We start from the raw sequence: 24,335 nt of genomic DNA, 5'->3' as shown, positions 1-24,335 counted from the left end.
GAGCCTCTGCAAACCTAGATGCTGAGCGCTTCCCCGCGCTGGTGCCGTCCCACCACCCAGTCGAAGATCACGCGCGAGACGAACACGGCGGTGAACAGGTTGGCCAGCAGACCGAAGGTCAGCGTGACCGCGAACCCGCGCACCGGGCCGGTACCGAAGATGAACAGGATGAACGCCGAAACGATAGTGGTGACGTGCGTGTCGATGATCGTGAGCCAGGCGCGCCCGAAGCCCTGGTCCACCGCCGACGGCGGCGTCTTGCCGTTGCGCAACTCCTCGCGGATGCGCTCGAAGATCAGCACGTTCGAGTCCACGCCCATGCCGATGGTCAGGATCACGCCCGCGATACCCGGCAGCGTGAGCGTAGCGCCGCTGAAACCCAGGAACCCGACCAGGATCACCAGGTTCATGAACAGGGCCAGATCGGCGTTGATGCCCGCGCCCCGGTAGTAGATCAGCATGAAGACCATGACCGCGCCCATGCCGATGATGGCGGCCATGATGCCGTGGCGGATCGAATCCAGGCCGAGCGACGGGCCAACCGTGCGCTCCTCGAGGTAGCGGATGGAAGCCGGCAGCGCGCCCGAACGCAGGATCATGCCCAGGTCCTTGGCCTGCTGGTCGGTGAAGGCGCCGGTGATGCGGCCCTCATCGTGGATCTGGCTCTCGATGCGGGCCACCTCCTGCACTTTGTTGTCGAGCACGACGGCAAGGTTGTCGCCCACGTGTGCGCCGGTGAAGTTGGCGAAGCGGCGGCCGCCTTCGCCGGTCAGGAGAAAGCGTACGTCGGGCCGCCCGTTCTCATCGCGGCTGGGCTCGGCGGTCCGCAGGTCGCGCCCGGTCACTGCAGAGCTGCGGGAAACCAGATAGTACTGCTCGGTCGGAGCAGTCTCGCCGCTCCGCGCACCGATGCTCCGGCCCTTCAGCAGCACCGTGTCCGGGGGCAGCACGCCGTTGTTGGCCTGGAGCGCTTCCTGCTCGCTGGCATACGGCCCGCCAAACGACTGCCGGATCTCCAGCATGGCCGTGGACTGCATGATCTCTTTCACGCGCGCCGGGTCGTCCACGCCGGGCAGCTGCACCAGGATCTGGTATTCGCCCAGCCCGTGCTCCTGGATCACCGGCTCGGAGACACCGAGCTGGTCGATACGATTGCGGATGGTCTCAATGGCCTGGCTGACGGCGCGTTTCTTCAGCTCGGTGAGCTGGCCGGGCTTCATGCTCAGCGTCCACGAGTTCTCCACGCCCGAGACCAGGTCGTACTCCGGCAGGCGGTCCTGCACGATGCTGCGCAGGTCGGCGCTCGACTCCGGGGGAACGCCCTTGATCTGGATGCGGTCGGGCTGGCTGGCCACGTCCGGCTTGCTGACGTCGTTGTAGCTGATGTTGCGCGCCCGCATCTCTTCCTTCAGGCGCTCGATGGCGTGGTCGGAGTCCGCATTGACGGCGTCATTGACCACCACCTGCAGGATCAGGTGCGTGCCGCCCTTCAGGTCCAGCCCCAGGTGGATGCGGTCCTGCACCGCAGCCGCCAGGCCCGGTCCGGAATAGCTCTTGGGAACGCCAAGGATGCCGAAGAGGAACACCAGCATCACGGCGATGATGAAGACTGCTTTGAGCGCGAGATTCTTCTGCATGGAACCCGTTTAACCTGCCAGTACTCGTGTGGCACGACCGTGCCGGCCGTGCTCCTTACTTTGTCGCCTGTTCCTCCGGCCCGACCGACATCACCGCCGACTTCGCTACCTGGATGCGCAGGTTGTCCGGGGGGACGCGCAGCTGGACGAAATCGTCTCCCACCGAGAAAATGCGGCCCTGGATGCCGCCGCTGGTGGTGACGAAGTCTCCCGCCTTCAGCTCGTTGATCATCGCCTGCCAGCGCTTCTGGCGCTTCTGCTGCGGCATGATGAGGAGGAAATAGAAAATGGCAAAAATGAAAACCAGCGGCAGCCATACCAGAAAACCGCCGCCTTGCCCGCTTTGTCCCTGGATGAGGAAGCCGACTAAATCCATCCGCCTAACTAATGCTGCGTCGCTGGTAAGTCCGTTGACGCAACTATCCTTTCGAAGTGACCTGCTGCGGGAATTGATCTGCTTGGCCGGCGTCCCCTTGGGGTTTAATCCGGGGAGTTCAGGCTGCGCGATCGGACGCCAGAAAGAAATCCAGCTAAGTCCCCAAGCTGTATAGAATGCCGCACCGCCCGCATAGTGTCAAGGTAGAAGGCGAGATTGTGCACGCTGTTCAGCACCGCGGCCAGCACCTCGTTCGAGGCATAGAGATGCCGCAGATAGGCGCGGGAATATCGGGCGCAGACGCGGCACGCGCAGGCCGGATCGAGGGGCCCCTGGTCGTCGGCGTAGCGCGCCTGCTTGATGTTGACCTTTCCCTCCGAGCTGTACAGCAGCCCGTGGCGTGCCGCCCGCGTCGGCAGCACGCAGTCCATCATGTCCACGCCCATGGCGGCGTACTGCACGATCTCCTCGGGCGTGCCCACGCCCATCAGGTAGCGCGGCTTGTCGTCGGGCAGGTGCGGGACCGTGGTTTCGACCATCTCCGCGGTCCGGGCGCGGGTCTCGCCGACGCTCAGTCCGCCGATGGCGTATCCCGGGAAGCCGACTTCGACCGTCCGCTTGGCCGATTCCTTCCGGAGGTCGGCGTACATATTGCCCTGAACGATTCCAAACAGCGACTGTGTGTGTGCTCTTGCCGACGACCGACGACTGTTCTTAGCCTGCCCTGAGCGGGGCGAAGGGACCGGCGACTCTTTCCATGGCACCTCGTGCTTGTGCGCTTCGAAGTAGTCCTTCGACCGCTTGGCCCAGCGCAGCGTCATCTCCATGGAATCCCGGGCACGCTCTTTGGACACCGGGTGCTCGGTGCACTCGTCAAAGGCCATGATGATGTCGGCGCCCAGATCGATTTGCGCCTGAGTAGCCGTCTCCGGTGAGAGGAACAGAGACGACCCGTCCAGGTGCGAGCGGAAAGAGACGCCCTCTTCCGTCACCTTGCGCAGGTCGGAGAGCGAGAAGACCTGGAAGCCGCCCGAGTCGGTCAGGATCGCCCGCTCCCAGGACATGAAGCGATGCAGCCCGCCCAGCTTGCGCACCTGCGGTGTGCCCGGCCGCAGAAAGAGATGGTAGGTGTTGCTGAGCAGGATCGTCACGCCGAGCTCTTCCAGCATGTGCTGGGGCACGGCCTTCACCGTGGCCAGTGTGCCCACGGGCATGAAGACAGGCGTCTCCACCTCTCCGTGCGGGGTGATCAGCCGGCCGGCGCGCGCGGCGCCGGCGCGCGCCTCGATGCGGAATTCGATTGACATGCGGCAGTCGATTCTACCGGAGGTCGCCCTGGGCTTTTGGTCCTTAGCTGTTGGCTGGGACACCGAGACGACCGCGGCCTAAGCCGAGACCAAAGAGTCACAAGCAAGAGCGATACCCCAATCGCCGATCTGCGGTTAGAATTAAAGCACATGAGCGCAGCGGCCAATTCGGCCAAGGCGGCGGTGATCGCCGTTGTCTTCGGCGTAGTGTCGGCGGCCTTTCTCGCTGTGCCGCTGTGGTTCTTTCTCGGATTCTTCTTCATCCTGCTCGGCGGCCACGTGAACCGCGCCCAGATCTACGTCGCGGCTCCCTGCGGCGTCATATTCGGCGCCTGGGTCGGCTCCATGGCTTTCGAATACTTCCGCAAGGGCCTGGCGCACGAAGACGAGCGAACACGCCCGGTTTGATTCCCTCTCTCTAAGAGCATTACACTCAATGTTTTTCGTACCGACAGCCGAGGCGGCTGTCCCACACAGGTCCTCTTATGGCAGACATGATCAAGATCAAGTTTCCCGACGGCAGCGAGAAGGAGAGTCCCAAGGGCACCACCGCGCTCGAGGTCGCGAGATCCATCAGCCCGCGCCTGGCACAGGCGGCGATCGTCGCCAAGATCAAGCCGCTGTCTTCCTCGAACGGCGATCGCCTGGTGGACCTGACCCGCCCGCTGGAGCAGGACGTGGAACTCCGCATCCTCACCGAGAAGGACCCGGAATCGCTGGAGGTGTTCCGTCATTCCTCGGCGCACCTGCTGGCCGCCGCGGTGCTGGAGCTGTTCCCCGAGACCAAGCTCGGCCACGGCCCCGCCACCGACAGCGGCTTCTTCTACGACTTCTACCGCGAGAAGCCCTTCACTCCGGAGGACCTGGAGAAGATCGAGAAGAAGATGGCGGAGCTGGTACAGCAGGACATCCCCTACGCGCAGGACTTCCTGCCGCGCAAGGAGGGCCTGGAGAAGTTCAAAGGCGAGGGCGACTTCATGAAGTGTCACTTCATCGAGCAATTCACCGCGCCCGATGAAAAGATCTCGCTCTACCGCACGGGAAAATTCGTGGACTTCTGCCGCGGGCCACACGTGCCCTCGACCGGCAGGATCAAGGCGTTCAAGCTCCTGAACATCGCCGGGGCCTACTGGCTGGGCGACGAGAAGAACCCGCAATTGCAGCGCATCTATGGGACCTCGTTTTACTCGAAGAAGGAACTCGACGATTTCCTGCACAAGATCGAGGAAGCCAAGAAGCGCGACCACCGGGTGCTGGGCAAGCAGCTCGACCTGTTCTCCATCCAGGAGCTGGCGGGGCCGGGCCTGATCTTCTGGCATCCCAAGGGCGGCATCATGCGCAAGGTCATGGAGGACTGGCTGCGCGACGAGTACCTGAAGCGAGGCTACGCCCTGGTCTACACCCCGCACGTGGCGCGGCGGCAGCTCTGGCAGACCTCCGGCCATGAGGGCTACTACGCGCAGAACATGTTCGACGTCATGGAGCTCGACGATGCGGAATACCGCATCAAGCCCATGAATTGCCCCTTCCACATCCTTATTTACAAGGACACGCTGCGCTCCTACCGCGACCTCCCTGTGCGCCTGGGCGAACTCGGCACCGTTTACCGCTACGAGCGCTCGGGCGTGATGCACGGGCTGTTGCGCGTCCGCGGCTTCACCCAGGACGACGCCCACATTTTCTGCACCCCGGAGCAGATCGAGGACGAGATCGTCGGCTGCATGGACTTCGCCCTGGCCGTGCTCAAGACCTTCGGCTTCGACCAGTTCCAGGTCGAGCTTTCGACCTGGGACCCGAAGGACCGCAAGACCTATGCGGGCACCGACGAGCAGTGGGAGCTGGGACAGCGCTCGCTGGAGCGCGCGCTGAAGCGCCGCGATATCGAATACAAGCTGATCTCCGGCGAGGCCGCATTCTACGGCCCGAAGATCGACGTCAAGCTGGTGGACGCCATCGGCCGCCTGTGGCAGCTCTCGACCATCCAGTTCGATTTCACGCTGCCCGAGCGCTTCCAGTTGGAGTACGTGGGCGAAGACGGCCAGCGCCACCAGCCGCTCATGGTCCACCGCGCGCTGTACGGGTCGGTCGAGCGCTTCTTCGGCGTGCTCATCGAGCACTACGCTGGAGCGTTCCCTGTCTGGCTGTCGCCGGTGCAGACCGTCATCGTGCCCATCAGCGAACGGCACGCCGAATACGCCAAGGGGGTCGGCGACTTGCTTACCAAGGCCGGCGTGCGGGTCGAAGTGGACGCCCGCAACGAGAAGATGAACGCCAAGATCCGCGAGCATGCGATGCAGAAAGTGCCGTTCATCCTTGTGGTCGGCGACAAGGAGGCGGAGTCCGCGCGCGTCAACGTCCGCACCCGCGGCAAAGAGAAGACCGAGGACATGCCGACGACGGCTTTCATGGCTCACATCCGCATGCTGATCGCCGACAAGGCTTCCGCCCTGTAGGCGGGAGGCCGAACCTCTCGGCTAGTGTTGAACTCGGTTCCGCCGGTCGCATGCGGGCCGAATGGGAGTAAAGTAGCCCCATGCGCGACTTTCAGTTCGCCGGCAGCGGACGCTGCGGCACGCCCTGGTTGCTCCGCCTCACCGCCTGTCTCCTCGTCCTCCTCTATGCCCTGACGATCCTGGGCGTGCTGCGCGCGCTGGCGCAGGAGACGAAGCCAGCGCATCCCGCGCCGGCTTCGATTCCAGCGGGGCTCGACGAACTGGTCAAACAGCAGTTCGGGAATTGTTTCGAAGTGGCGTTCGAGCGTTCCACCGTCGGCGTGAAATATCTCCATCCGGAAGCCGGGCCGAAGTGGGTGCCGTTCCTGGCCGCCGACCTGGACGGCGACGGCGTCGAGGACGCGGTCATCGTCGCCCGCTGTAAGGCGCCCATGGCGGACGCCGGCGGATACCAGTACAGGGTCGTCGACCCGTATTTTTCGAACTACGGCTACGGTGACCCACGCGTCACCGCGCAGTTCAACGCTGCCGACCCCAACCACCAGAACCTGCTCCTCATCATTCACGGCGCTGGCAAGGATGCCTGGCGCGCCAGCGAGCCCAAGGCCAAGTTCGTGATCGTCAACGCGCCTTTTGATTCCCTGAACCTCACCAAGGTGGCGCGCAAGAAGAATGTGATCATCCCCGCACTCAGTCTGGTCGAGGGAGAAGGCCTGGTCTCGAACCTGTACTGGGACGGCAAGAAGTGGAAGTGGCAGGAAGGCTCTCCGGGGCAATAGTCACTCAGCAGCCGCCCCTCGTCCGTCGTCAGCGATTCCCCGATTACCCGATCGCCCTGCCTGCGGCCTATCATGTGTCCTTGCTCGGGGAGGGCATCATGGTCGAATTCGAATCGGTCCGCATCGAGTACCCCGCCGACGCCAACATCGTCATCGGCCAGACGCACTTCATCAAGACGGTGGAGGACATCTACGAGGCGGTGACCTGCACGGTGCCGCAAGGCAAGTTCGGCGTGGCCTTCAACGAGGCGTCGGGGCCGTGCCTGGTGCGAGCCGACGGCAACGACGACGAGCTCAAGCAGGTCGCCATCCGCAGCGCCCAGGCCATTGCCGCCGGGCATATCTTCGTCGTGGTGGTGCGCCATGCGTACCCGATCAACCTGCTGCCCGCGCTGCGCAATGTGCCCGAGGTCTGCCATATCTTCTGCGCCACCGCGAATCCGCTGGAGGTGATCGTCGCCAAAAGCCCGCAGGGACGCGGCGTGATGGGCGTGATCGACGGCTCGTCACCCAAGGGCGTGGAGGGCGCGAGCGACGTCGCTGCCCGAAAAGAATTCCTGCGCAAGATTGGCTATAAACGATAGCTTGCCGGCAGCAGGAGGCGGTGGGCCGCTGCTTCCCACCTCCTACCCCTTTTCATGAATGTGACGCCCATCACACGCCGATTTGACGTACGCCCATCTATAATTCCCTGCCTATGAAGCTGGAACAAAAACTCGAAGAGCTGAAGAAGCGCGATGCCCTGGCCGAAGCCGGCGGAGGCGAGGAGCGCCGCCAGAAGCAGCACAAGGAAGGCAAGATGTCGGCCCGCGAGCGCATCGCCTTCCTGCTCGACGAAGGCACTTTCGAGGAGACCGACAAGCTGGTCACGCACCGCTGTACCGACTTCGGCATGCAGGAGCAGAAGACCTACGGCGACGGCTTCGTCACCGGCTACGGCAAGATCGAAGGCCGGCTGGTGTTCGTCTTCGCTCAAGACTTCACCGTCTTCGGCGGGTCGCTATCGGAGTCAAACGCCTCGAAGATCGTGAAGGTCATGGACACGGCCATGCGCGTGGGCGCGCCCGTCATAGGGCTGAACGACTCCGGCGGCGCGCGCATCCAGGAAGGCGTGATGTCGCTGGCCGGCTACGCCGACATCTTCCTGCGCAACACGCTGGCCTCGGGCGTCATCCCGCAGATCTCGGCCATCCTGGGCCCGTGCGCCGGCGGCGCCGTCTATTCGCCCGCCATCACCGACTTCATCCTGATGGTGGACAAGACCGCGTACATGTTCATCACCGGGCCGGACGTCATCAAGTCGGTGACTCACGAAGACGTGACGAAAGAGAAGCTGGGCGGCGCCGAGACGCACAACGAGGTCTCGGGCGTGGCCCACTTCCGCGCCCACGACGACGCCGAGTGCCTCTCCATGATCCGCGAGCTGTTCAGCTTCATGCCGTCGAACAATCTCGAGGACCCGCCGCGTAAGCCCTGCACCGACCCCATCGACCGCGCTGACGCCAAGCTCGACACCATCGTCCCGACGGAATCGAACAAGCCCTACGACATCAAGGACGTGATCAACGCGGTGGTGGACGACGGCTACTTCTTCGAGGTGCACGAGCACTACGCCAGGAACATCGTGGTGGGATTCGCGCGGTTGAACGGGCGCAGCGTGGGCGTGGTGGCCAACCAGCCCGCGATCCTGGCCGGATGCCTCGACATCGATGCCTCGGTCAAAGGCGCGCGCTTCGTGCGCTTCTGCGACGCCTTCAACATCCCGCTGGTGACCTTCGAGGACGTCCCCGGCTTCCTGCCCGGCACCAAGCAGGAATACGGCGGGATCATCAAGCATGGCGCCAAGCTGCTCTATGCCTTCGCCGAAGCCACCGTTCCCAAGATTACCGTCATCACCCGCAAGGCTTACGGTGGCGCGTACTGCGTTATGGCCAGCAAGCACATCCGCTGCGACGTGAACTACGCCTGGCCCACCGCCGAGGTCGCGGTGATGGGCCCGGAGGGCGCGGTGGACATCGTGTACAAGCGCGAGCTGGCCAAGGCCAAGAACAAAGAAGAGGAGCGGCAGCAGTTGATCGAGCAGTTCCGTGACCGCTTCGCCAACCCCTATGTCGTCGCCGAGCGAGGCTACGTGGACGCCGTCATCCAGCCCCGCGAGACGCGCAAGAAGCTGATCGAAGCCCTGGATATGCTGGAGAACAAGCGCGACAAAAACCCGCCCAAGAAGCACGGGAACATCCCGCTGTAGGGCCGGCTAGCCGCTATTCAGACTTAGCCGGTGGTACTTCGAACTTTTCGTGGAATTGGTATCCCTTGGTCTCTATCACGTCCGCGTTATCAGCAGCCCAATCCTCGGCGAGTGCCTTGGCTCTCGCAATCTGTTCTTGTTTCATCTCCCGCGCCAGTACCGTTAGCAGACTCTTAGCCTCCGTGTTGTCCAAACGGGTCGCAATGTCGAGCCACTTGTAAGAGGCGATCAAGTCGAGTGCAGTACCTCGGCCGACATGCAACATCTGGGCCGCTTTCACCTGGGCCCTGGAGACTCCGAGCTCCGCCGCCACCAGGTAGAGTTGGAACGCCTTCTCATCGCTTTGTGGCACGCCTTCCCCGACTTCGCTCATCGTCCCGAGTTCATAGGCAGCGGGAGTAAAGCCCTGGTTGAGGGCCTTTTCGAACCACTGGGCCGCCCTTACGGGATCTGGAGGACCGGCAAGTCCCTTGCGATACAACACTCCCAGCTTGAACTGCGCAGGTGCAGAGCCCTGCTCCGCCGCAAGCTTGTTGAGCGTCTCGGCTTCTGCCGGATTGGTGGGGACCTGTTCTGATCCTTGTTGCTGCATCTGCGCGAGCATCACCTGCGCTGGCGAAATCCCGTGATTAGCAGCCTTGCGGACCCAGAATTCCGCTAGCGCCTCATCTTTGTGCATGCCATCGCCGCGGTAGTAAGCCATGCCGAGCATAAGTTCTGCAGGCGGGAAGCCCTGCTCCGCAGACTTGCGGAACCACTCCGCCGCTTTCACTGAATCCTTCGCGATGCCGCCCATACCAAGTTGGTACGCGGACCCCAGATTCAGTTGCGCAACGCAATGGCCCTGTTCAGCGGCCCGTTTGGTCAGTGCTATGGCTTTCGCGTCGTCCGCGGTGAGGCCGTACCAACCCATCTTGTAGCCTCCCGCGAGCATGAACTGCGCATCCGCATCATTCTGTGCCGCTGCCTTATCCAACCACTTCACACCTTGCGCGTAGTCGCGTTTGGCGATGAAGTAATGGCCTATTACGGCCTGTGCATGTGTGTCACCGCTCTCCGCTCGCTGTTTCATCGCCTCGACGCTCTGGCCGCTAAGCGCTTCTGCCTCCTTCTCGATAGCCTCTGAGCCGCAGTTCTGTGCCGAAGCGGGGTACTGGAAGGCGCTTACCAGACAAAGGAAGATTAGCCAACGATATAGTCCGTTCATATGCGGATGGTAACGCCGCCCTGTTGCAGTGTCGACCGCAGCGTGCTGGCCGACACGGGCGAGGACGCCCGTGCCCACACAATTTCTCCATTTCTTGATTGTTGACTGCCAGGCGGCGTTCCATTACCCTTCCGCCGCACTTTCCTCCCTGGGGATCCAAATTCAAGTCAGGAGAAGCTCATGATGCGCACACTCGGCGCTTTGGGGATCTTTGCGATGGCCTGTACCTTGTTCGCCCTGGCGGTTGTGGGGAGCCACGGAGCGCCCGCTCCGCAGGCTGCCTCGGCGAACAAGACCCCGGCCGACGATTTCACCATCCACGTTTCCGCTCCGCACCTGGTCCACGGCAAAGTCATGGAACCTTTCCATCACTATTGCAAGGTGTACTCCAGCGATCCGACCATCGTTTGCCTGATCTTTGACGACACCAAGCCGGGCACGATGCTGACGCAGGTGGAATGGATCTGGGCCAAGAAGCTGACCCGGCCCGCGGTCCCGCTCGCCACCTGGAACAAGAACTGGCACGACCACGCCATTGAGATCGCCAGCGGCCGCGTCCAGGTGCACGACCTGCCGCCCGACAAAGCCAAGGAAGTCGCCGACCTGGTGGCCAACACGGATGGATTGATCTACAGCTTCGAGATGAAGGATGGGATCCCCACGGGCAACATCAGCATACCGCAGGCCGTCGGGCACAAACCGATGAGCGCCGCTGAGTACAAGAAGTTCTGAGCAAGATAGGACAGCCGCCACGGCTGTCCTATTTCTTTTTCAGCTCTTCGGTCCAGTTCACGACCAGCGTGAGGGGGCGGTCGCTCTGCTCGGCAGCGACCTCGGCGACGAACTTCTTCCCGTCCGCGCTCACGTCGAAGAGCGACCCGGCGCCGATCAGGTTGGTGCGGAACAAGGGCTCAGTCCGTCCGATCTGGAAGCTGTTGCCCGAACCGTCCACTTCAACAGCGTAGAACTGGTTGTCTCCCGGAGGGGTGTAGAAGAGTTCTTTCCCATCGCCTCTCCATCGCGGACGGGAACCGGAGTTCTGCGAGATCTGCCATTTCGCTCCGGTCGGGGGGAACGGCGACACGAACACTTCCGCGTTCCTGACAACCCAGGAAGCGTAGGCCAGCCAGCGCCCGTCCGGGGAAAACTGGCCATCGTAGTCCAAGCCAGGATTCTGGATGGCAGGGAACGGCTTTCCGTCTCCGTTCATGGGCAACACCCAGAGTTTCTGGGTGCCGGCCGCTCCCTCGACATAGAGGAGATAGCGGCCATCCGGGGACCAATGGCAGACGAACCGGTCCTGGTTCGCGTCCAGCAGAGGCTGGGCCGTCCCCGATCCATCGGAGGGTTGCACGTACATCTGGAAGTGGCCGGTCCCGCTGGAGAGGGAAAACGCGATCCGTTTGCCATCCGGGGACCAGGCAAAGCCCCGGATCCCGCCGGAGAGGAAGGTCAAGCGGGTCTTGGTATTGCGCTGCAAGTCGTAGATCCAGATCGCGCTCTGGGGATCGCCGATGATGGAGGCCAGCTTCTTGCCGTCGGGCGACAGCGCCACTTCCAGATACTGGTCGCGGCCGCCGACGGTGCCCAACGCCTTGCCGCTCCGGTCATACCAGACGAGTTGCCGGCCCGCGTCGCTCGACCCCGTCTGGAAAACCAGCGCTCCGGTGTCGGAAGCGGTGGCCGTGATGTGCCACACGCCCGAGTCATAGGCCACGCCGTCGGCGATCGCACGCGGCTGTCCGCTCAGCGCGCCGGTCGAGGCATCGAACGCTTGCGCCATGAGCGAGCTCTCGGAGAGAAACAGAAGCTGACCCTGCGCGTACACCACGTTGGCGAGAGTGTGGAGGACACGCCGGTTTTCCTTCCCGTCCAGCGAGGCCAGGAACACTCCGGCATTTTCCGATGCGGGGTTGTTGTGATCGCCCGCGAAGTAGAGGAAGTGTTTGCCGTCGGGAAGGAACAGCGGCCAGCGGTGGGTCGTGTATTTCCCATCGTCGCTTTTGGTCAGAGTCGCGATCGCGCCCCCGTCGGCGGAGACGCGGCTCAACCCGCCCCGGAAGCGAGGTGCGAAGAGGATCGTGCCGTCCTTCCCCCACGATCCGCCCCGCGGATCCGGCGCCTCTGCCAGCGTGATGGGCGCCCCGCCGTTGATGCTCACCTTCCTCAGTCTTCCTTCCGCGAAGAATCCCACCCATTGGCTGTCCGGCGACCAAAAGGGGAAGGTCGCGTTCTCGCTCCCGGCGATTGGCTGTCCACCAGTGCTGTTGAGCGCCCGTACATAGAGGCGGGTTTTCCCCTCCGCCATCACCGACATCACCAGGCGGCTTCCGTCGGGCGAGAGCACGGGAGGGCCGCTGTTGTCTCCCACAAAGTTGAAGTGCCCGCCCTCCGGTGCGACGAGTTCCGCGCGCACCACACTCGGGGTCCGTGCCGCCTTCCAGTACGCTACTGCAAGCACGATCGCTATCACCACAGCGAGCGCTGCCACGATGCCGAGCAGGCGCTCGCGGTTCTTTCGCTTGGCGATGAGCGGCGCCGGCACCCCGGCTTTCGAGCCCGCCTCCGCGATCCACTGCAACTGCAGCTTGAGATCGTGGGCCGTCTGCCAACGCTCTTCGGGATCTTTTGCCAAGCAGGTTCTTATGACGCGGTCCAGCGCCGGCGGGGTCATGGGCTGCATCTCGCTGATCGGCTTTGGCTCCGACGAAAGGATGGCGGCGATCAGGCTCGCCTTGGTCTTGCCGGTGAACGCCGCCCGGCCCGTCGCCATCTCGTAGATCACCTCGCCGAGGGCGAAGATGTCACTGCGCGCGTCCGCCTCGTTGCCTTCGAGCTGCTCCGGCGCCATGTACTGGAATGTGCCCACAATCATGCCCTCGGCGGTCAGTTTCTTGGTCGCCATGGTCGCGGCCATCTCGGTGAGGGCAGAGACTGCGGGCACGGGATCGTTGCGTAGCTTGGCCAGCCCGAAGTCCATGAGCTTCGCGCCTGCTTTCGTGAGCATGATATTTCCCGGCTTTAGGTCGCGATGAATGACGCCCTGTCGGTGCGCCTTGTCCAGCGCGTCCGCGATCTCGATGGCAATCTTCAGCGCCGCCTCGCTGGGCAGCGGCCCGCGCTCCAGCCGCTTTTCCAGCGTCTCGCCTTCCAGGTACTCCATCACCAGGAAGTCGGTGCCCTCGTGCCGCCCCACGTCATAGAGCGTGCAGATATTTGTGTGGGACAAGTTGGAGATGGTGCGCGCCTCGCGCTCGAATCGTTCGCGCATCTCCGCGCCAGCCGCATGTCCCGCGGTCAGGATCTTGATGGCCACCGTGCGATCCAGCCGCGTGTCGCGGGCGCGGTACACCTCGCCCATCCCGCCCGCGCCCACCGCGGACTGGATCTCGTAGGGCCCGAGCTTATTTCCAGCAGTCAGTGCCATGGATACCTACTTCGTGATTCCCGCTACACCGCTCAGGGTGAGAAGGTTCGATTGGACGTCGATCACACCGAACACCAGCCGCTTGCCGTCGCGAGAGATGGCGAAGGTCTCCGGAGCACGGTCGGGGTCGCTCAGCACCAGCCGGCGGCTGCTTGAGGTGTCCTGCCCCGGGATGAAGTCCTGGGCGTAGATAACGGTCGCCGCGTTGGCGCCGCTAGTCACGAAAAGGACGGTCTTGCCGTCGGGCATCCACTTGGCACGGCCGTTACCCACCGGCCTTGGATCAACGCTATTGATCGCGATCTTGGCGACCTCCGATCCATCCGCGACGCGATACACCCCGATCGATGTATTGCCCGTTGTCGCAAGGACATAGCGGCCGTCGGGCGAGGCCTCCGGCCAGTTCGTGATTCCCGGGACCAGCCGTCTCGCCTGGCTGCCGTCCGCACGCGCCTTCCACAATCCACGTTGTTTGGGGTTCCCGGAGTTGTAGATGACCCATCCATCCACGGTCGCCGTGGGATTTTCGGCATCCACTCCGTCGTGGCTCACCTGGTGTGCGCCGCTGCCGTCGGCTTCCGCCATCCAGATCTCAAAATTGCCGCTGCGGTGCGAGGTCCACAGCAATTTGCCGTCGGGCGTGAACGTCGGGTCCCAATCGTCGGCGGGATCATCGGTCAGTCGCCGCACGGTTCCATCGTGCGTGGAGACCTCCCAGATGTCCAGGTTGCCGCTGCGGTTGGAAGTGAACACCACCCAGGCGCTGTCCGGCGAGTAGAAGGGCTGGCGATCGACGCTGCTGCCATGGGTCAGCCAGCGCTCCGACTCCGTCTTCTTTGCCCCTTTCTCTAGCGAGACTTCCCGCACATTCTCGCGGCTCATAATGTTGTCCAGCACCAACCGCCCCGGGCCCAGCGGTTCCACGATGCTTGTCCCTCCCGGCAGCCACAGCAGCACGCTCGCAGGGCCGGTGGGCACCTTCTGGCGGATCAGACGGCTGGCGCCGGTGTTCACCGGGCCGATGCTGCTCACCGATACACTGCGCGCGTAGATCACTTCATCATTGGCGATCCACGTCACCGAGGAGATATCCCCGCCGGGAAATGCGGGTTTCACGTCGACGAATTGCTTGCCATCCGGACTCAACAGCGAGAAGGTAACGTTCTCCGAGGTGATTCCTCCGGCGATGGACTCGACTGCGATCCACTGGGCGTTGGGCGACCAGCGCAGCGCGCGCACGGCCGTATCCGGCGATTCCATGTGGTGGAGCTCGTGCGCCCCACTGCCGTCGGGCGAAACCGCCCAGATCGAGCTTCCGCGGACGAAGGCGATCTGCTTTCCGTCGGGGGACCAGTCCGGGGCCCGGCCTTCCGCCAGCCGGCGCAGTTCTCCGCCCACTACAGCCGCGCGGCAGATCCAGGCCTTTCCACCTTCCGTGTGAGTGAATACGATCATGGAGCCGTCCGGCGACAATCGCGCAGAACCGTCCGGACCTTGGGTAATGGGCACTTCGCCCCCGCTGCCCAGCTGCTTCAACCAGATGCGGTCCTTGCCGTCGCGCCCCGAACCGAATACGACCGAACGTCCATCCGGTGCGGCGGCCGGGTCCCAGTCGGCGCCGGAGAAAGTCAGGTTCTGCATTACCGGCGGCTCCGCCGGACGGGTGTGGAACACCACGGCGCCCAGCAACAATCCCAGCCCGAGCGCGACGGTCATGCCGGCCGCCATCGGGCCCCAGCGCTTCCGCGCGGGACTCGCAGCCGTGGCCGCCAAGCCCAGCACCGAGCCGCTGCTCGCCTCCGACAGGTGGTCGCGCACCCGTTGCAGGTCGCGCGCCAGGTCGCGGGTGGAGGCGTAGCGCTCATCCGGTTCCTTGGCCAGGCAGCGCTCCACGATCCAGCGCACCGGCGGGGGCGTCTTCGGGTTCAGCTCGGTCACTGGCTGTGGCTCGTCCTCGATGATCGCGGCCATGGTCTGCGCCGAGCTCTCGCGCTGGAACGGCCGCTTGCCGGTGAGCATTTCGTACAGCACTGTGCCCAGGGAAAACTGGTCGCTGCGGAAGTCCACCGTCGCGCCACGCGCCTGCTCGGGCGACATGTAGCCGACCGTGCCCAGCACCATCCCGGGATGGGTTGCCGGCACGACTGCGGTCGCGGCCGCGTCCGACCCCACCGCAACCCCGGGGACCAGCTTGGCCAGCCCGAAGTCCAGGATCTTCACCAGCCCGTCGCCGGTGATCATGATGTTCTCCGGCTTGAGGTCGCGGTGGACGATCCCGGCCGCATGCGCTTTGGCCAGTCCGTCCGCCACCTGCGCCGCGATCGCCAGCGTCTTCTTCATCGTCAGGCCGCCGGCGTCGAGCATTTCGCGCAGGTTCTTGCCGTCCACGAATTCCATCGCCAGGTACGACGTGCCGTTCTGCCGCCCGACGTCGTGGATAGTCACGATATTGGGGTGATTGAGCGCGGAGGCGGCGCGCGCTTCCTGCTCGAAGCGCTGCAGACGTTCCTGGTCGCTGGAGAACTGCGCGCTCAGGACCTTGATGGCGACCGGGCGGTCCAGCTTGCTGTCGCGCGCGCGATACACCTCGCCCATGCCGCCCGCGCCCAATGCGCCGACGATCTCGTATGGCCCGAGTTTCGTTCCAGTCGCAATGCTCATTTCTTTAGCACCGCCGTCCAATCGGTGAGCAGCATCATGGGTGCAGCCGCATCTTCGCGCGGCAGAGAATTGATCAGGAACCGCTGGCCATCCCGCGAAACCGCATATTGGAACAAGGCGAATTTCGCGCCGTGCATGCGCGTCTGAAACAACGCGTGGGGCGTGCCCGCTTCGATCTTATTCGGGCCCAGTTTGATGGGCACCGCCATCAGCCGCTTGTCGGAGTCTACGTAGAACAGCTCTTTCCCATCAGCTCTCCACTGGCCTTGGGTCCCGCCCGATGCCGAGGAGAGCTGGACCTGCGACCCGGGGCCAGGGAAAGCTTCCACGATGACCGCCGGCGTACCGCCTCGGGCGCCGCTGGTATGGGAGATCCAGTGCCCGTCCGGTGAGAACCGCGCCTCGGCGCAACTCGATCCACAGAACCGCGAAGATTTTCTTTCCGCGAGATCGTAGACCCAGACCTCCGGCCTGCCCTCCAGAAAATTCATGTATGCGAGGTACCGGCCGTCGCGCGACCAGTCATTGAGCATGAGTCGCGTTCCTTCGACCAACGTCTCGGGCGCGCCCGAACCGTCCGCCGCCCTGCGCTGGATCGTGGTTCCCTGTGAGGTATAGGCCAGCATCCTCGAATCGGGCGACCAAGCCGGCGTTAGGTTGCGGTCGGTCTCCGCCGTGAGGGGATAGGAGGTGCCACGTGTCATATCGATCACGAATACCCGTGCGTGGCCATTGGTCGCCTGATCCAACGTCACGGCGAGTTCGTGCTCGTCGGGCGAAAGCTTCGGCTCGTACGATGCTGCATCTCCGACCGTTCCCAATTCCTTGCCGGAGCGGTCAAACCAGACCAGGCGGGAACTGTAGGTGTGCCGCGACTGGTAGACGAGTGCGCCCGACTCGGCCACCGAAAACCCCGATCTACTGAATCCGAGTTCCTGCTCCATTTCCTGGTTCACGATCGCCACTGGATTACCGGTGAAACGCAGTTTCCTGGTGTCGAACGGCTGTGCGAACAGGGTCCCGTCGCGCACGAACAGCAGGTGCCCGGCGGCAAAGGCAGTGTTGCCGCGGATGTCGGCGGACAGCAGTACTCCTTCATTCGCGTCGAGGTTTCCGATGTAAAGGCCGTCGCGGCCCACCGACCAGTCAACGAAGTAGAGAAAATGGCGCCCGTCCGGGAGGAACGTGGGCCAGCGGTGGCTCTCGCCCACGCTCTGGTGGAGTTTGGTGGCTGGGACGGGGACCCCTCCATCGGCCGGCACGCTAAGCAGGACCGCCCCAATGTAAGGTGCGAAGACGATTGTGCCCTCGCGGTTCCATGTCCCGCCACGACCCAGGGTTGCATCGCAGATCGTCTGCACGCCAGCTGTCCCCAGGTCGACCTTCTTCAACTTTCGTTCCGCGAAGAAACCGATCTGGTGGGAATCGGGGGACCAGAAGGGAAACGCTGCGCCCTGCGTCCCGGATACCTCCTGGTCGGAGCTGGTGGCCAGCGATTTCACCCACAATGTGGTCACTCCATCGGCGCTGGTGGCCGTGAATGCAAGTCGAGTGCTGTCGGGAGAGATCGCGAAATCATAGGCGACGTAAGAATGCCCCGTAGGCGGCGTGAGCGCTGTGCGGTAGACCGGGGCTTTGGCGGGCTCGCTTCGTCCCCACCGTCCGCCCGCATATCCGACCAGCCCCGCGAGCAGCGCAGCGAGCAATGCCCAGCGCCACAGGGGCCCGGCCGCCCGTGCCTTCCCTGCCGCAACTTCTGCACCGTCGCGGATGCCTTCCAGTTGCAGCTTGATGTCATGCGCGCTCTGCCAGCGCTCGTCCGGGTCTTTCGCCAGGCAAGTGCGCACTACCCGGTCCAGCGCCGGTGGTGTCATCGTCTGCAACTCACTGATCGGCTTTGGCTGCGACGACAGGATGGCCGCGATCAGGCTCGCCTTCGTCTTGCCGCTGAACGCTGGACGTCCAGTCGCCATCTCATAAATCACCGCACCGAGCGCGAACAGGTCGCTGCGCACGTCCGCTTCCTGCCCCTCCAGCTGCTCCGGCGCCATGTACTGGAAGGTGCCCACGATCATGCCTTCCGTGGTCAGGTTCTTGTTCCCCGCCGCCGTCATCTCTGTCAGCGCCGCCACCGCCGGTACCGGCTCCCGGCGCAGCTTGGCCAGCCCGAAGTCCATCAGCTTCGCCCCCGACTTCGTTAGCATGACATTTCCCGGCTTCAGGTCGCGATGGATGACGCCCTGACGGTGCGCCTTGTCCAGCGCCTCTGCCACTTCGATGGCGATCTTCAGTGTCTGCTCCGGCGGCAAGGCGCCCCGCTCCAGCCGTTTCTCCAGCGTCTCGCCTTCCAGGTACTCCATGACCAGGAAGTCCACGCCACCCTGGTGGCCGACGTCGTGCAACGTGCAAATGTTCGGATGGGAGAGGCTGGAGATCGTGCGCGCTTCCCGGTCGAAGCGCTGCCGCAGCTCGGGATCACCGGACAGGTGGGACGGCAGGACCTTGATCGCGACCGAGCGGTCCAGCCGCGTGTCGCGAGCGCGATACACTTCACCCATGCCGCCCGCGCCCAATGCGCCGACGATCTCGTATGGCCCGAGCTTGGTGCCTGATGTGAGTGCCATCCCCGCTCCCCCCGAGCGGCTGTGCGCGCAATTATAGCTTCGGTTACTTGGTTGGCTCGATCACGAACAGCGTCGAGTTTTGCTTCAGAATCGAGTACGCATACCACTTGGCGTCATCCGTGATGGCGACCGACTGGCTCGACATTGTGCCCGTGAGGTCTGCCGGAGCGAATTGGCGTACCAAAGTCCGGTTCCCGGTTTCGAGGTCCACGCGCTCGACCCGCACCGGAAGATCCGACTTTGGTCCGCGTACCAACACCCATTGCGTGCCGGGCCAGCGGAGCACCCCGTCACCGGCCTTTAGCGAGGTCACCGGATGCGGCTGACCTCCAGCGACGGGCAACTCAATCCACCGTCCATCTGAATCCTGCGCCAACACCAGCTTGCCATCTTTCGACGGGATCCCATCGGTCGTGGTTTCGGGAGTGACGGCGCGTGGCGGACCTGCTGTGAGGTCATGGACGTAGCATCGCGAACCGTGTCCAGCTTCTGTGCCGCAGAGCAGAATGCGCTGGCCGTCGGCGAACCAGTACGCCGTGCTGACGTCTTTCACCGCCCCCAGTGACAGCTTCTTCGCCAGGCCTGCCCCGGTGGGATATAGGAACAATTCATCCGGGGAGCGAGCGATCAGAGCGAGTGCCCATTTTCCGTCGGGGGACAAATCTGCCGCCCAGCCCTCGCCCAGCCGCACCACAGGCGAGCCATCCGTTTGACGGATGCACACGCTGTAGAAGTCGCCGAAGATCCCGCTCTCCTCTGTCATTAATAGGGTGCGGCCATCGGGTGTCAGAGCAATCGGCTGGGTGTAATCCAGGAATGCCAGCGAGATCTCGCCCTTCACGTCCGGCCCATTGCCGAACACTTCGCGGTGGATGTCGTCGCGCGTCACCAGCCAGCGCCCGTCATCAGAGATGTCGTGAATCGTCAAGCCGCCGGCACTGTCCCGGACAACGCGTGTCTTGCCGGAGAGCGTGACCCCGCGTACCACGAACGAGCTGTACGATCGTCCGCCCGAGAAAAGTACCTCGTCGCCCGAACGCGACCACGCAAGGCCCTCGACGCCCCAGTAGCCGTCGGAGAGCACTTTCGCGTTGCCGGCCAGATCGACGACCGCCACGCCGCCCCGATCGTCATACCGGAACGGATGCAGCATGTACGCGATCTTGTCTCCCTTTGGCGAAAAGCGCAGGTCGCTCAAGTAGCCCCCGTATTCGACCAGGACGTGGCTGATGGGATACTCGAGGCGGTCCTTTCCGCCTACGTCGCGGATGATGGCCAAGTCGCTTCCGTCTGGAGCAAAATCCGCCTCTCGCACACCCTCTAATATCTCCCGCGGCGCGCCGCCGCCGATCGGCATCCGGGCCAACGTCCCGCTGAACAGACGATGCCCGACGTAGCGCGCCTTGGTGAGCAGTGCGATCTCTCCCTTCGACGACACCGACAGGAGCTGAACATCGTGCAGTCCCAGCGAGTGCGGTTCCGGGTACTCCGGACTCAGGGTGAAGATCTCCGGCACATTCCCCATGGTCGCCGAGCTGAAGATGATCGCTTTCTTGTCGGGGGCGAACGCGACCCGGAAGATCGCCTGCGGCCGGAAGGTCAACAGCCGAAAGGTGACGTTTTCCGCGACTGGTGTGGAACTCGTCCGCGATCCCACGACGTAGGAGAGCGCGCACGCAATGGCCAAAAGGGCTGACACCATGGCAAATTTTCGCCAACGGCCTGGGACCACGGCCGTCAGCGCAGGCTGCGCCGAACTCGATTCACTCGTGCCCGAGATCGCTTCCAACGCGAAGGCCACGTCGCGCGCCGACTGAAAGCGCTCCTCCGGGTTTTTTTCCAGGCAGCGACGGATGATCCGTTCCAGCGCCGGAGGCACCTTCCGTTCCGCGGTCGCCAGTTCGGGCGGGTCCTCTTTCAGGATCGAATTCATCACCTCGACCGAGGAATCGCCGTGAAAGGCGCGCTGCCCGCAAATCATTTCGTACAACACCGTGCCGAAGCTGAAGAGGTCTGACCGCGCGTCGGCGGGCTTGCCCCGAACCTGCTCCGGGGACATGTACCCGACGGTACCCAGGACCAGGCCCGGTTGGCTTGCGACCGTGGCCTGGGTCGCATCTCCGGCCGCGGCGGCCCCATGCCGCGTCCCCTTCGCCAAACCGAAATCCAGGACCTTGATCCTTCCGTCCGTGGTGATGAAGACATTCTCCGGTTTCAGGTCGCGATGGATGATCCCCTTCTCGTGCGCAGCCGCCAACCCGTGCGCCATCTGGACTGCGTACTCGGCCGCCTTGCGCAGGGGAAGCGGCGCTCGCTCCATCCGTTCCCGGAGGGTTTCGCCTTCGAGCAGTTCCGAGACGAGGTAGGGGATGCCGTCCTGCTCGCCGACGTCGTACACGGCCATGATGTTGGGGTGGTTCAGCGTGCTCAGCAGCTGCGCTTCCTGCGCAAAGCGTTGTAGGCGGCTGGCGTCGGCGGAGAAATCGGAGGGAAGGATCTTGATCGCGACGGCGCGGCTCAACCGCGTGTCCAGGGCGCGGTACACCTCGCCCATGCCCCCCGCGCCAATAGAGCCCTGAATCTCGTACGGTCCCAGACGTGCGCCCGCTGTGAGTGCCATTCTTCCTTGGTTGCCGTGGTGCGGTAGGACTGAGTCGCCCCCGAGTGTGGCGCAGATTATAGACCGGCTGGGCGCCCGGCTATGGGCCTATTTCGGGAATCGTACGCGTAGGTAGGAGGTCAACAAATTAAGAGTCCCGAGGTGCTGTTACCCTGTTCCTCTCGACCAGCAGCTCGCTTGTAGACCCTTGCCGACCTGCCTCCAGCACTTCCTTGCGGGTCGCGCTGGCGCGATCATTAAGAAGCTTGCGCCTCAGCTCGGGCTCCGGGCTTACCACCAACCGGAAAAACCGGGTAACGCCTCGGGACTCTATCTTGCCTTCGACGTGTTTCTCGTTCCCCTCGACCAGCAGCTCGCTATAGACCGTCGCCTGCCCTCCGTCCCATCCGCCTCGAGAGCGTGGACGGTGACTGTGGCTTCAGCCCCGGACTCACCACCAACCGGAGAAACTTAAGAAATGTCAAAGAACGAGTGTCCTTTTACGCTCCTGTATTCTTAAGTCAACGATTTTCGTAGGACTGTATCTGCTTTGTTTTCAATCGAGTGCAGCTCATTCACAGCCGTATGCAACTGCCGTGGTGCAGCAGCAGTTTTCAACAGCGATGGGGAGCCGCTGCTGACGCGGCTTGGCGCATTTTCCGATTGTGCAAATCGCATTCAAAACCGCACTTTGCGCGGCTCCGGCGATTGCCTTGTTGCGTGGGCCCCGACACTTCCGCCACGCCCAGCCTCTTCACCACGTGGGCTCCCAAGCATGGCACCGCTTTCCCCATGCGGGTCGCCGTAAGTCCACCCACTGCAGTTACTTACGTCATTTGCGGGATGACTCGGACTGTTCTAGTGTTAACGAATTGCCATGAGCGATAATTCACCACTCTCCGACCGCCGCTCCAATCCGCGCATTCCGGTAAACCTCGCCCTTCGCTACGGAACCAACGACGAACTCATCACCGGCGAGTTGGTGGACGTTAGTGCCGGCGGCATCGGGATCGTCGGCGAGACCGCATACCCCGCGGGAACGGAGTTGGTACTCCGCTTCCGTTCGCGCAATTCGAAAACCGATCTTTTGAGCCTGCGCGCCGTGGTTCGCCACACCCACGGCAAAAGGATGGGGCTGGAATTCGTCAACTTGCCGATTTCGGACTTCGCCCGGACTCTGGCCATGATTGAGCGCCTCACCGGCAATCAGGAAAAGCTGGTCAGCGCCTAAGCAACCGCAGAACAGCCGTTGACTTTGCTTTCCCCCGGAGTTAGGGTCTCCTACCTCTGGAGTTCAGGGGGCAGTTCGTGCGCGTCCTCTCAGGGCTGATGGTTATTGCCACGGTTGCGGTGTTCCTGTTGCCGTCCACCATCGCTATCTATGCGGCGGTGAACGGGACCGCATGGGACTTGCAGGACCTCCAGGACCTCCCGCTCATCGAACTGCTGGTGCCCGTGGCTGCGCTTTTTGCGTTGGCCAGCCCGCCGGCAGGTATCGTGTTTGCCGCGCTCAGGCATGAGGTGACCCACGCCCTCACCTCGGGTGTTCCGCTGTTCGAGCTTGAGTGCGCGCTGATCCGCTAGACCCCACGGCCAATCGACTCCGTTGCACGCGGTATCCACCGCATTCCATTCCAATTCTTTACCGCAGCTTAGCTGCAATCTCGGGAGTCAGCTAATGGCAACTTTGGCAGATGAAAAAGTCATGGACCTGGTCATGGAACTGGTTTCCGATGACCGCAGAGCAGTGGACTTCGAGATGGGTCTCTGTCGCTTCTGCAATGCCCGCATCGAGTCCAGCGATCCCCACGATCTCGAGCAGCACCGCCCGGATTGCCCCTGGTACGGTGTCCGCAAGGTTCTCGGACTCGCGTGACACCGACGGTACAACCGGCCCGACCGCTCTGCGGCCGGGCTTTTTCTCTTCGTCTCGCGCTCACGGACCGCCACTCACGGCTGCTAGGATAATGCCGTGCCCGACCTTCTCCGGCTCAAGAACCTGAGCGTCGATTTCGTCGCACGGAATGGTGCTCTGCCTGCGGTGCGCGACGTCTCGTTCGATATCGGCCGGGGCGAATCCCTGGCCCTGGTGGGTGAGTCCGGCTCCGGGAAATCCGTCACGGCGCTGGCCATCATGCGCCTGTTGCCCCGCCAGGCTCGCACTTCGGGCGAGATCCTCTTCGACCACACCGCGCTCTTATCTCTTCCCGAACATGAGATGCGCACCTTTCGCGGGGAGCGGATCAGCATGATCTTCCAGGAGCCCATGACCGCGCTCAATCCGGTGATGCGCGTGGGTGAGCAGGTGGCCGAGGCCGTTCTGACTCACGGTTCATCCACCTTCGGCCGGCGCTCGCTGGAGAAGGCCGTGGCCTGGGATCGGGCTCTGGAGGCGTTGCGCGACGTCGGCTTCCGCGATCCCCAGCTCCGCGCCCGCGCCTACCCGCACCAGCTCTCCGGCGGTCAGCGCCAGCGCGTGATGATCGCGATGGCCATCGTGAACCGCCCGCAGCTGCTCATCGCGGACGAGCCCACCACCGCGCTGGACGTGACCGTCCAGGCCCAGATCGTCGGGCTGCTCAATGCGCTGCGCCAGAGGTTTAACCTGTCGCTGCTCTTCATCTCGCACGATCTCGGCCTGGTATCGCAGCTGGTGAACCGGGTCGCGGTGATGTACGCCGGCTCGATCGTGGAAAGAGGCTCGGTACGCGACATCTTCCGTCACGCCGTTCATCCCTACACTCGAGGCATGCTGGGCGCGGTCCCCACCCTGCGCACCGACCGCTCCGTCCCCTTGCGCACCATCGAGGGGGTGGTGCCCTCTCCCGCCGCGCTCCCGCCCGGCTGCCCCTTCGTGCCGCGCTGCGAGTTCGCCGAGCGGCAATGCGCCCACGCACTTCCGCCACTGGTGGAGGTCGGTCCCAGCCACTACGCCCGCTGCCCGGTGGTCATCAGTCAGCAGCCGTCGGCTCTCAAGAAAGCCCGATCCCGCTAGGCACAAAGGTCAGTCGCGAAAT

The 24,335-nt window shown here is 63.6% G+C and carries 18 protein-coding genes; 10 read left to right on the top strand and 8 right to left on the bottom strand.

Annotated elements, in window-relative coordinates:
• Positions 1-14 precede the first annotated feature (14 nt).
• The 3 genes from secD to LAN37_12495 all read right to left on the bottom strand — a co-directional run bounded on the left by secD (position 15) and on the right by LAN37_12495 (position 3,320).
• Positions 15-1,637, bottom strand: coding sequence for a protein translocase subunit SecD (gene secD / locus LAN37_12505; GenBank protein ID MBZ5648033.1), 1,623 nt, complete (start codon positions 1,635-1,637; stop codon positions 15-17).
• A 55-nt stretch (positions 1,638-1,692) separates the two neighbouring features.
• Positions 1,693-2,013 carry a preprotein translocase subunit YajC gene (gene yajC, locus LAN37_12500; protein ID MBZ5648032.1) on the bottom strand — a complete coding sequence of 107 codons (321 nt, stop codon included), beginning with the start codon at positions 2,011-2,013 and terminating at the stop codon, positions 1,693-1,695.
• A 104-nt stretch (positions 2,014-2,117) separates the two neighbouring features.
• Entirely contained in the window at positions 2,118-3,320 is a 1,203-nt protein-coding gene (locus tag LAN37_12495; protein MBZ5648031.1) for a tRNA guanosine(34) transglycosylase Tgt, read from the bottom strand.
• 150 nt (positions 3,321-3,470) lie between these two features.
• Here LAN37_12495 and LAN37_12490 point away from each other — a divergent pair, with 150 nt between their 5' ends.
• From LAN37_12490 to LAN37_12470, 5 genes are all read left to right on the top strand, one after another.
• On the top strand, positions 3,471-3,728 hold the full coding sequence (locus LAN37_12490) for a hypothetical protein (GenBank protein ID MBZ5648030.1): 258 nt from the start codon (positions 3,471-3,473) through the stop codon (positions 3,726-3,728).
• A gap of 77 nt (positions 3,729-3,805) precedes the next feature.
• Complete coding sequence (gene thrS, locus LAN37_12485; GenBank protein ID MBZ5648029.1) at positions 3,806-5,773, top strand: threonine--tRNA ligase; 1,968 nt, start codon at positions 3,806-3,808, stop codon at positions 5,771-5,773.
• An 80-nt stretch (positions 5,774-5,853) separates the two neighbouring features.
• On the top strand, positions 5,854-6,552 hold the full coding sequence (locus LAN37_12480; GenBank protein MBZ5648028.1) for a hypothetical protein: 699 nt from the start codon (positions 5,854-5,856) through the stop codon (positions 6,550-6,552).
• Positions 6,553-6,650: 98 nt separating this feature from the next.
• Positions 6,651-7,136, top strand: a complete 486-nt coding sequence (locus tag LAN37_12475; protein ID MBZ5648027.1) for an adenosine-specific kinase — start codon at positions 6,651-6,653, stop codon at positions 7,134-7,136.
• Between the two features lie 113 nt (positions 7,137-7,249).
• A complete protein-coding gene (locus tag LAN37_12470; protein ID MBZ5648026.1) occupies positions 7,250-8,800 on the top strand; it encodes an acyl-CoA carboxylase subunit beta in 1,551 nt (516 codons plus the stop codon).
• A gap of 13 nt (positions 8,801-8,813) precedes the next feature.
• Here LAN37_12470 and LAN37_12465 read toward each other — a convergent pair whose 3' ends face one another.
• The gene (locus LAN37_12465) at positions 8,814-10,085 is read right to left on the bottom strand and encodes a sel1 repeat family protein (protein MBZ5648025.1); all 1,272 of its coding nucleotides are present in this window, start codon (positions 10,083-10,085) and stop codon (positions 8,814-8,816) included.
• Positions 10,086-10,187: 102 nt separating this feature from the next.
• Between LAN37_12465 and LAN37_12460 the strand changes: the two genes are divergently transcribed.
• Positions 10,188-10,739 (top strand): DUF1264 domain-containing protein, encoded by a 552-nt coding sequence (locus LAN37_12460; GenBank protein MBZ5648024.1) that lies wholly within the window; start codon positions 10,188-10,190, stop codon positions 10,737-10,739.
• Positions 10,740-10,767: 28 nt separating this feature from the next.
• On the opposite strand, the gene LAN37_12455 is transcribed toward LAN37_12460, so the two are convergent.
• From LAN37_12455 to LAN37_12440, 4 genes are read right to left on the bottom strand one after another with little or no spacing between them, the layout of a single operon-like run.
• Positions 10,768-13,434 (bottom strand): serine/threonine-protein kinase, encoded by a 2,667-nt coding sequence (locus LAN37_12455; GenBank protein ID MBZ5648023.1) that lies wholly within the window; start codon positions 13,432-13,434, stop codon positions 10,768-10,770.
• A gap of 6 nt (positions 13,435-13,440) precedes the next feature.
• Positions 13,441-16,095, bottom strand: coding sequence for a protein kinase (locus LAN37_12450; protein MBZ5648022.1), 2,655 nt, complete (start codon positions 16,093-16,095; stop codon positions 13,441-13,443).
• A complete protein-coding gene (locus LAN37_12445; GenBank protein MBZ5648021.1) occupies positions 16,092-18,719 on the bottom strand; it encodes a serine/threonine-protein kinase in 2,628 nt (875 codons plus the stop codon). Before LAN37_12445 ends, LAN37_12450 begins: the two co-directional genes overlap by 4 nt.
• Positions 18,720-18,762: 43 nt before the next feature.
• On the bottom strand, positions 18,763-21,339 hold the full coding sequence (locus tag LAN37_12440; GenBank protein ID MBZ5648020.1) for a protein kinase: 2,577 nt from the start codon (positions 21,337-21,339) through the stop codon (positions 18,763-18,765).
• An 856-nt stretch (positions 21,340-22,195) separates the two neighbouring features.
• Between LAN37_12440 and LAN37_12435 the strand changes: the two genes are divergently transcribed.
• From LAN37_12435 to LAN37_12420, 4 genes are all read left to right on the top strand, one after another.
• Positions 22,196-22,549, top strand: coding sequence for a PilZ domain-containing protein (locus LAN37_12435; GenBank protein MBZ5648019.1), 354 nt, complete (start codon positions 22,196-22,198; stop codon positions 22,547-22,549).
• A 77-nt stretch (positions 22,550-22,626) separates the two neighbouring features.
• Positions 22,627-22,902, top strand: coding sequence for a hypothetical protein (locus LAN37_12430; GenBank protein ID MBZ5648018.1), 276 nt, complete (start codon positions 22,627-22,629; stop codon positions 22,900-22,902).
• A 94-nt stretch (positions 22,903-22,996) separates the two neighbouring features.
• Positions 22,997-23,194: a hypothetical protein gene (locus tag LAN37_12425; protein ID MBZ5648017.1), complete on the top strand. Its 198-nt coding sequence runs from the start codon at positions 22,997-22,999 to the stop codon at positions 23,192-23,194.
• A 96-nt stretch (positions 23,195-23,290) separates the two neighbouring features.
• Complete coding sequence (locus LAN37_12420) at positions 23,291-24,313, top strand: ABC transporter ATP-binding protein (protein MBZ5648016.1); 1,023 nt, start codon at positions 23,291-23,293, stop codon at positions 24,311-24,313.
• Positions 24,314-24,335: the final 22 nt, after the last annotated feature.

The sequence above is a fragment of the Terriglobia bacterium genome (genome assembly GCA_020073495.1).
Taxonomy (GTDB): domain Bacteria; phylum Acidobacteriota; class Terriglobia; order Terriglobales; family Acidobacteriaceae; genus JAIQFD01.
Note: the sequence above shows the minus strand (reverse complement) of the source record. Positions and strands in the feature narration are given on the sequence as shown.

Bases quoted from the DNA above. Each gene is read 5' to 3' on its own strand.
- secD (MBZ5648033.1), bottom strand. From the start codon at position 1,637: ATGCAGAAGAATCTCGCGCTCAAAGCAGTCTTCATCATCGCCGTGATG.
- yajC (MBZ5648032.1), bottom strand. From the start codon at position 2,013: ATGGATTTAGTCGGCTTCCTCATCCAGGGACAAAGCGGGCAAGGCGGC.
- LAN37_12495 (MBZ5648031.1), bottom strand. From the start codon at position 3,320: ATGTCAATCGAATTCCGCATCGAGGCGCGCGCCGGCGCCGCGCGCGCC.
- LAN37_12490 (MBZ5648030.1), top strand. From the start codon at position 3,471: ATGAGCGCAGCGGCCAATTCGGCCAAGGCGGCGGTGATCGCCGTTGTC.
- thrS (MBZ5648029.1), top strand. From the start codon at position 3,806: ATGGCAGACATGATCAAGATCAAGTTTCCCGACGGCAGCGAGAAGGAG.
- LAN37_12480 (MBZ5648028.1), top strand. From the start codon at position 5,854: ATGCGCGACTTTCAGTTCGCCGGCAGCGGACGCTGCGGCACGCCCTGG.
- LAN37_12475 (MBZ5648027.1), top strand. From the start codon at position 6,651: ATGGTCGAATTCGAATCGGTCCGCATCGAGTACCCCGCCGACGCCAAC.
- LAN37_12470 (MBZ5648026.1), top strand. From the start codon at position 7,250: ATGAAGCTGGAACAAAAACTCGAAGAGCTGAAGAAGCGCGATGCCCTG.
- LAN37_12460 (MBZ5648024.1), top strand. From the start codon at position 10,188: ATGATGCGCACACTCGGCGCTTTGGGGATCTTTGCGATGGCCTGTACC.
- LAN37_12455 (MBZ5648023.1), bottom strand. From the start codon at position 13,434: ATGGCACTGACTGCTGGAAATAAGCTCGGGCCCTACGAGATCCAGTCC.
- LAN37_12450 (MBZ5648022.1), bottom strand. From the start codon at position 16,095: ATGAGCATTGCGACTGGAACGAAACTCGGGCCATACGAGATCGTCGGC.
- LAN37_12445 (MBZ5648021.1), bottom strand. From the start codon at position 18,719: ATGGCACTCACATCAGGCACCAAGCTCGGGCCATACGAGATCGTCGGC.
- LAN37_12440 (MBZ5648020.1), bottom strand. From the start codon at position 21,339: ATGGCACTCACAGCGGGCGCACGTCTGGGACCGTACGAGATTCAGGGC.
- LAN37_12435 (MBZ5648019.1), top strand. From the start codon at position 22,196: ATGAGCGATAATTCACCACTCTCCGACCGCCGCTCCAATCCGCGCATT.
- LAN37_12425 (MBZ5648017.1), top strand. From the start codon at position 22,997: ATGGCAACTTTGGCAGATGAAAAAGTCATGGACCTGGTCATGGAACTG.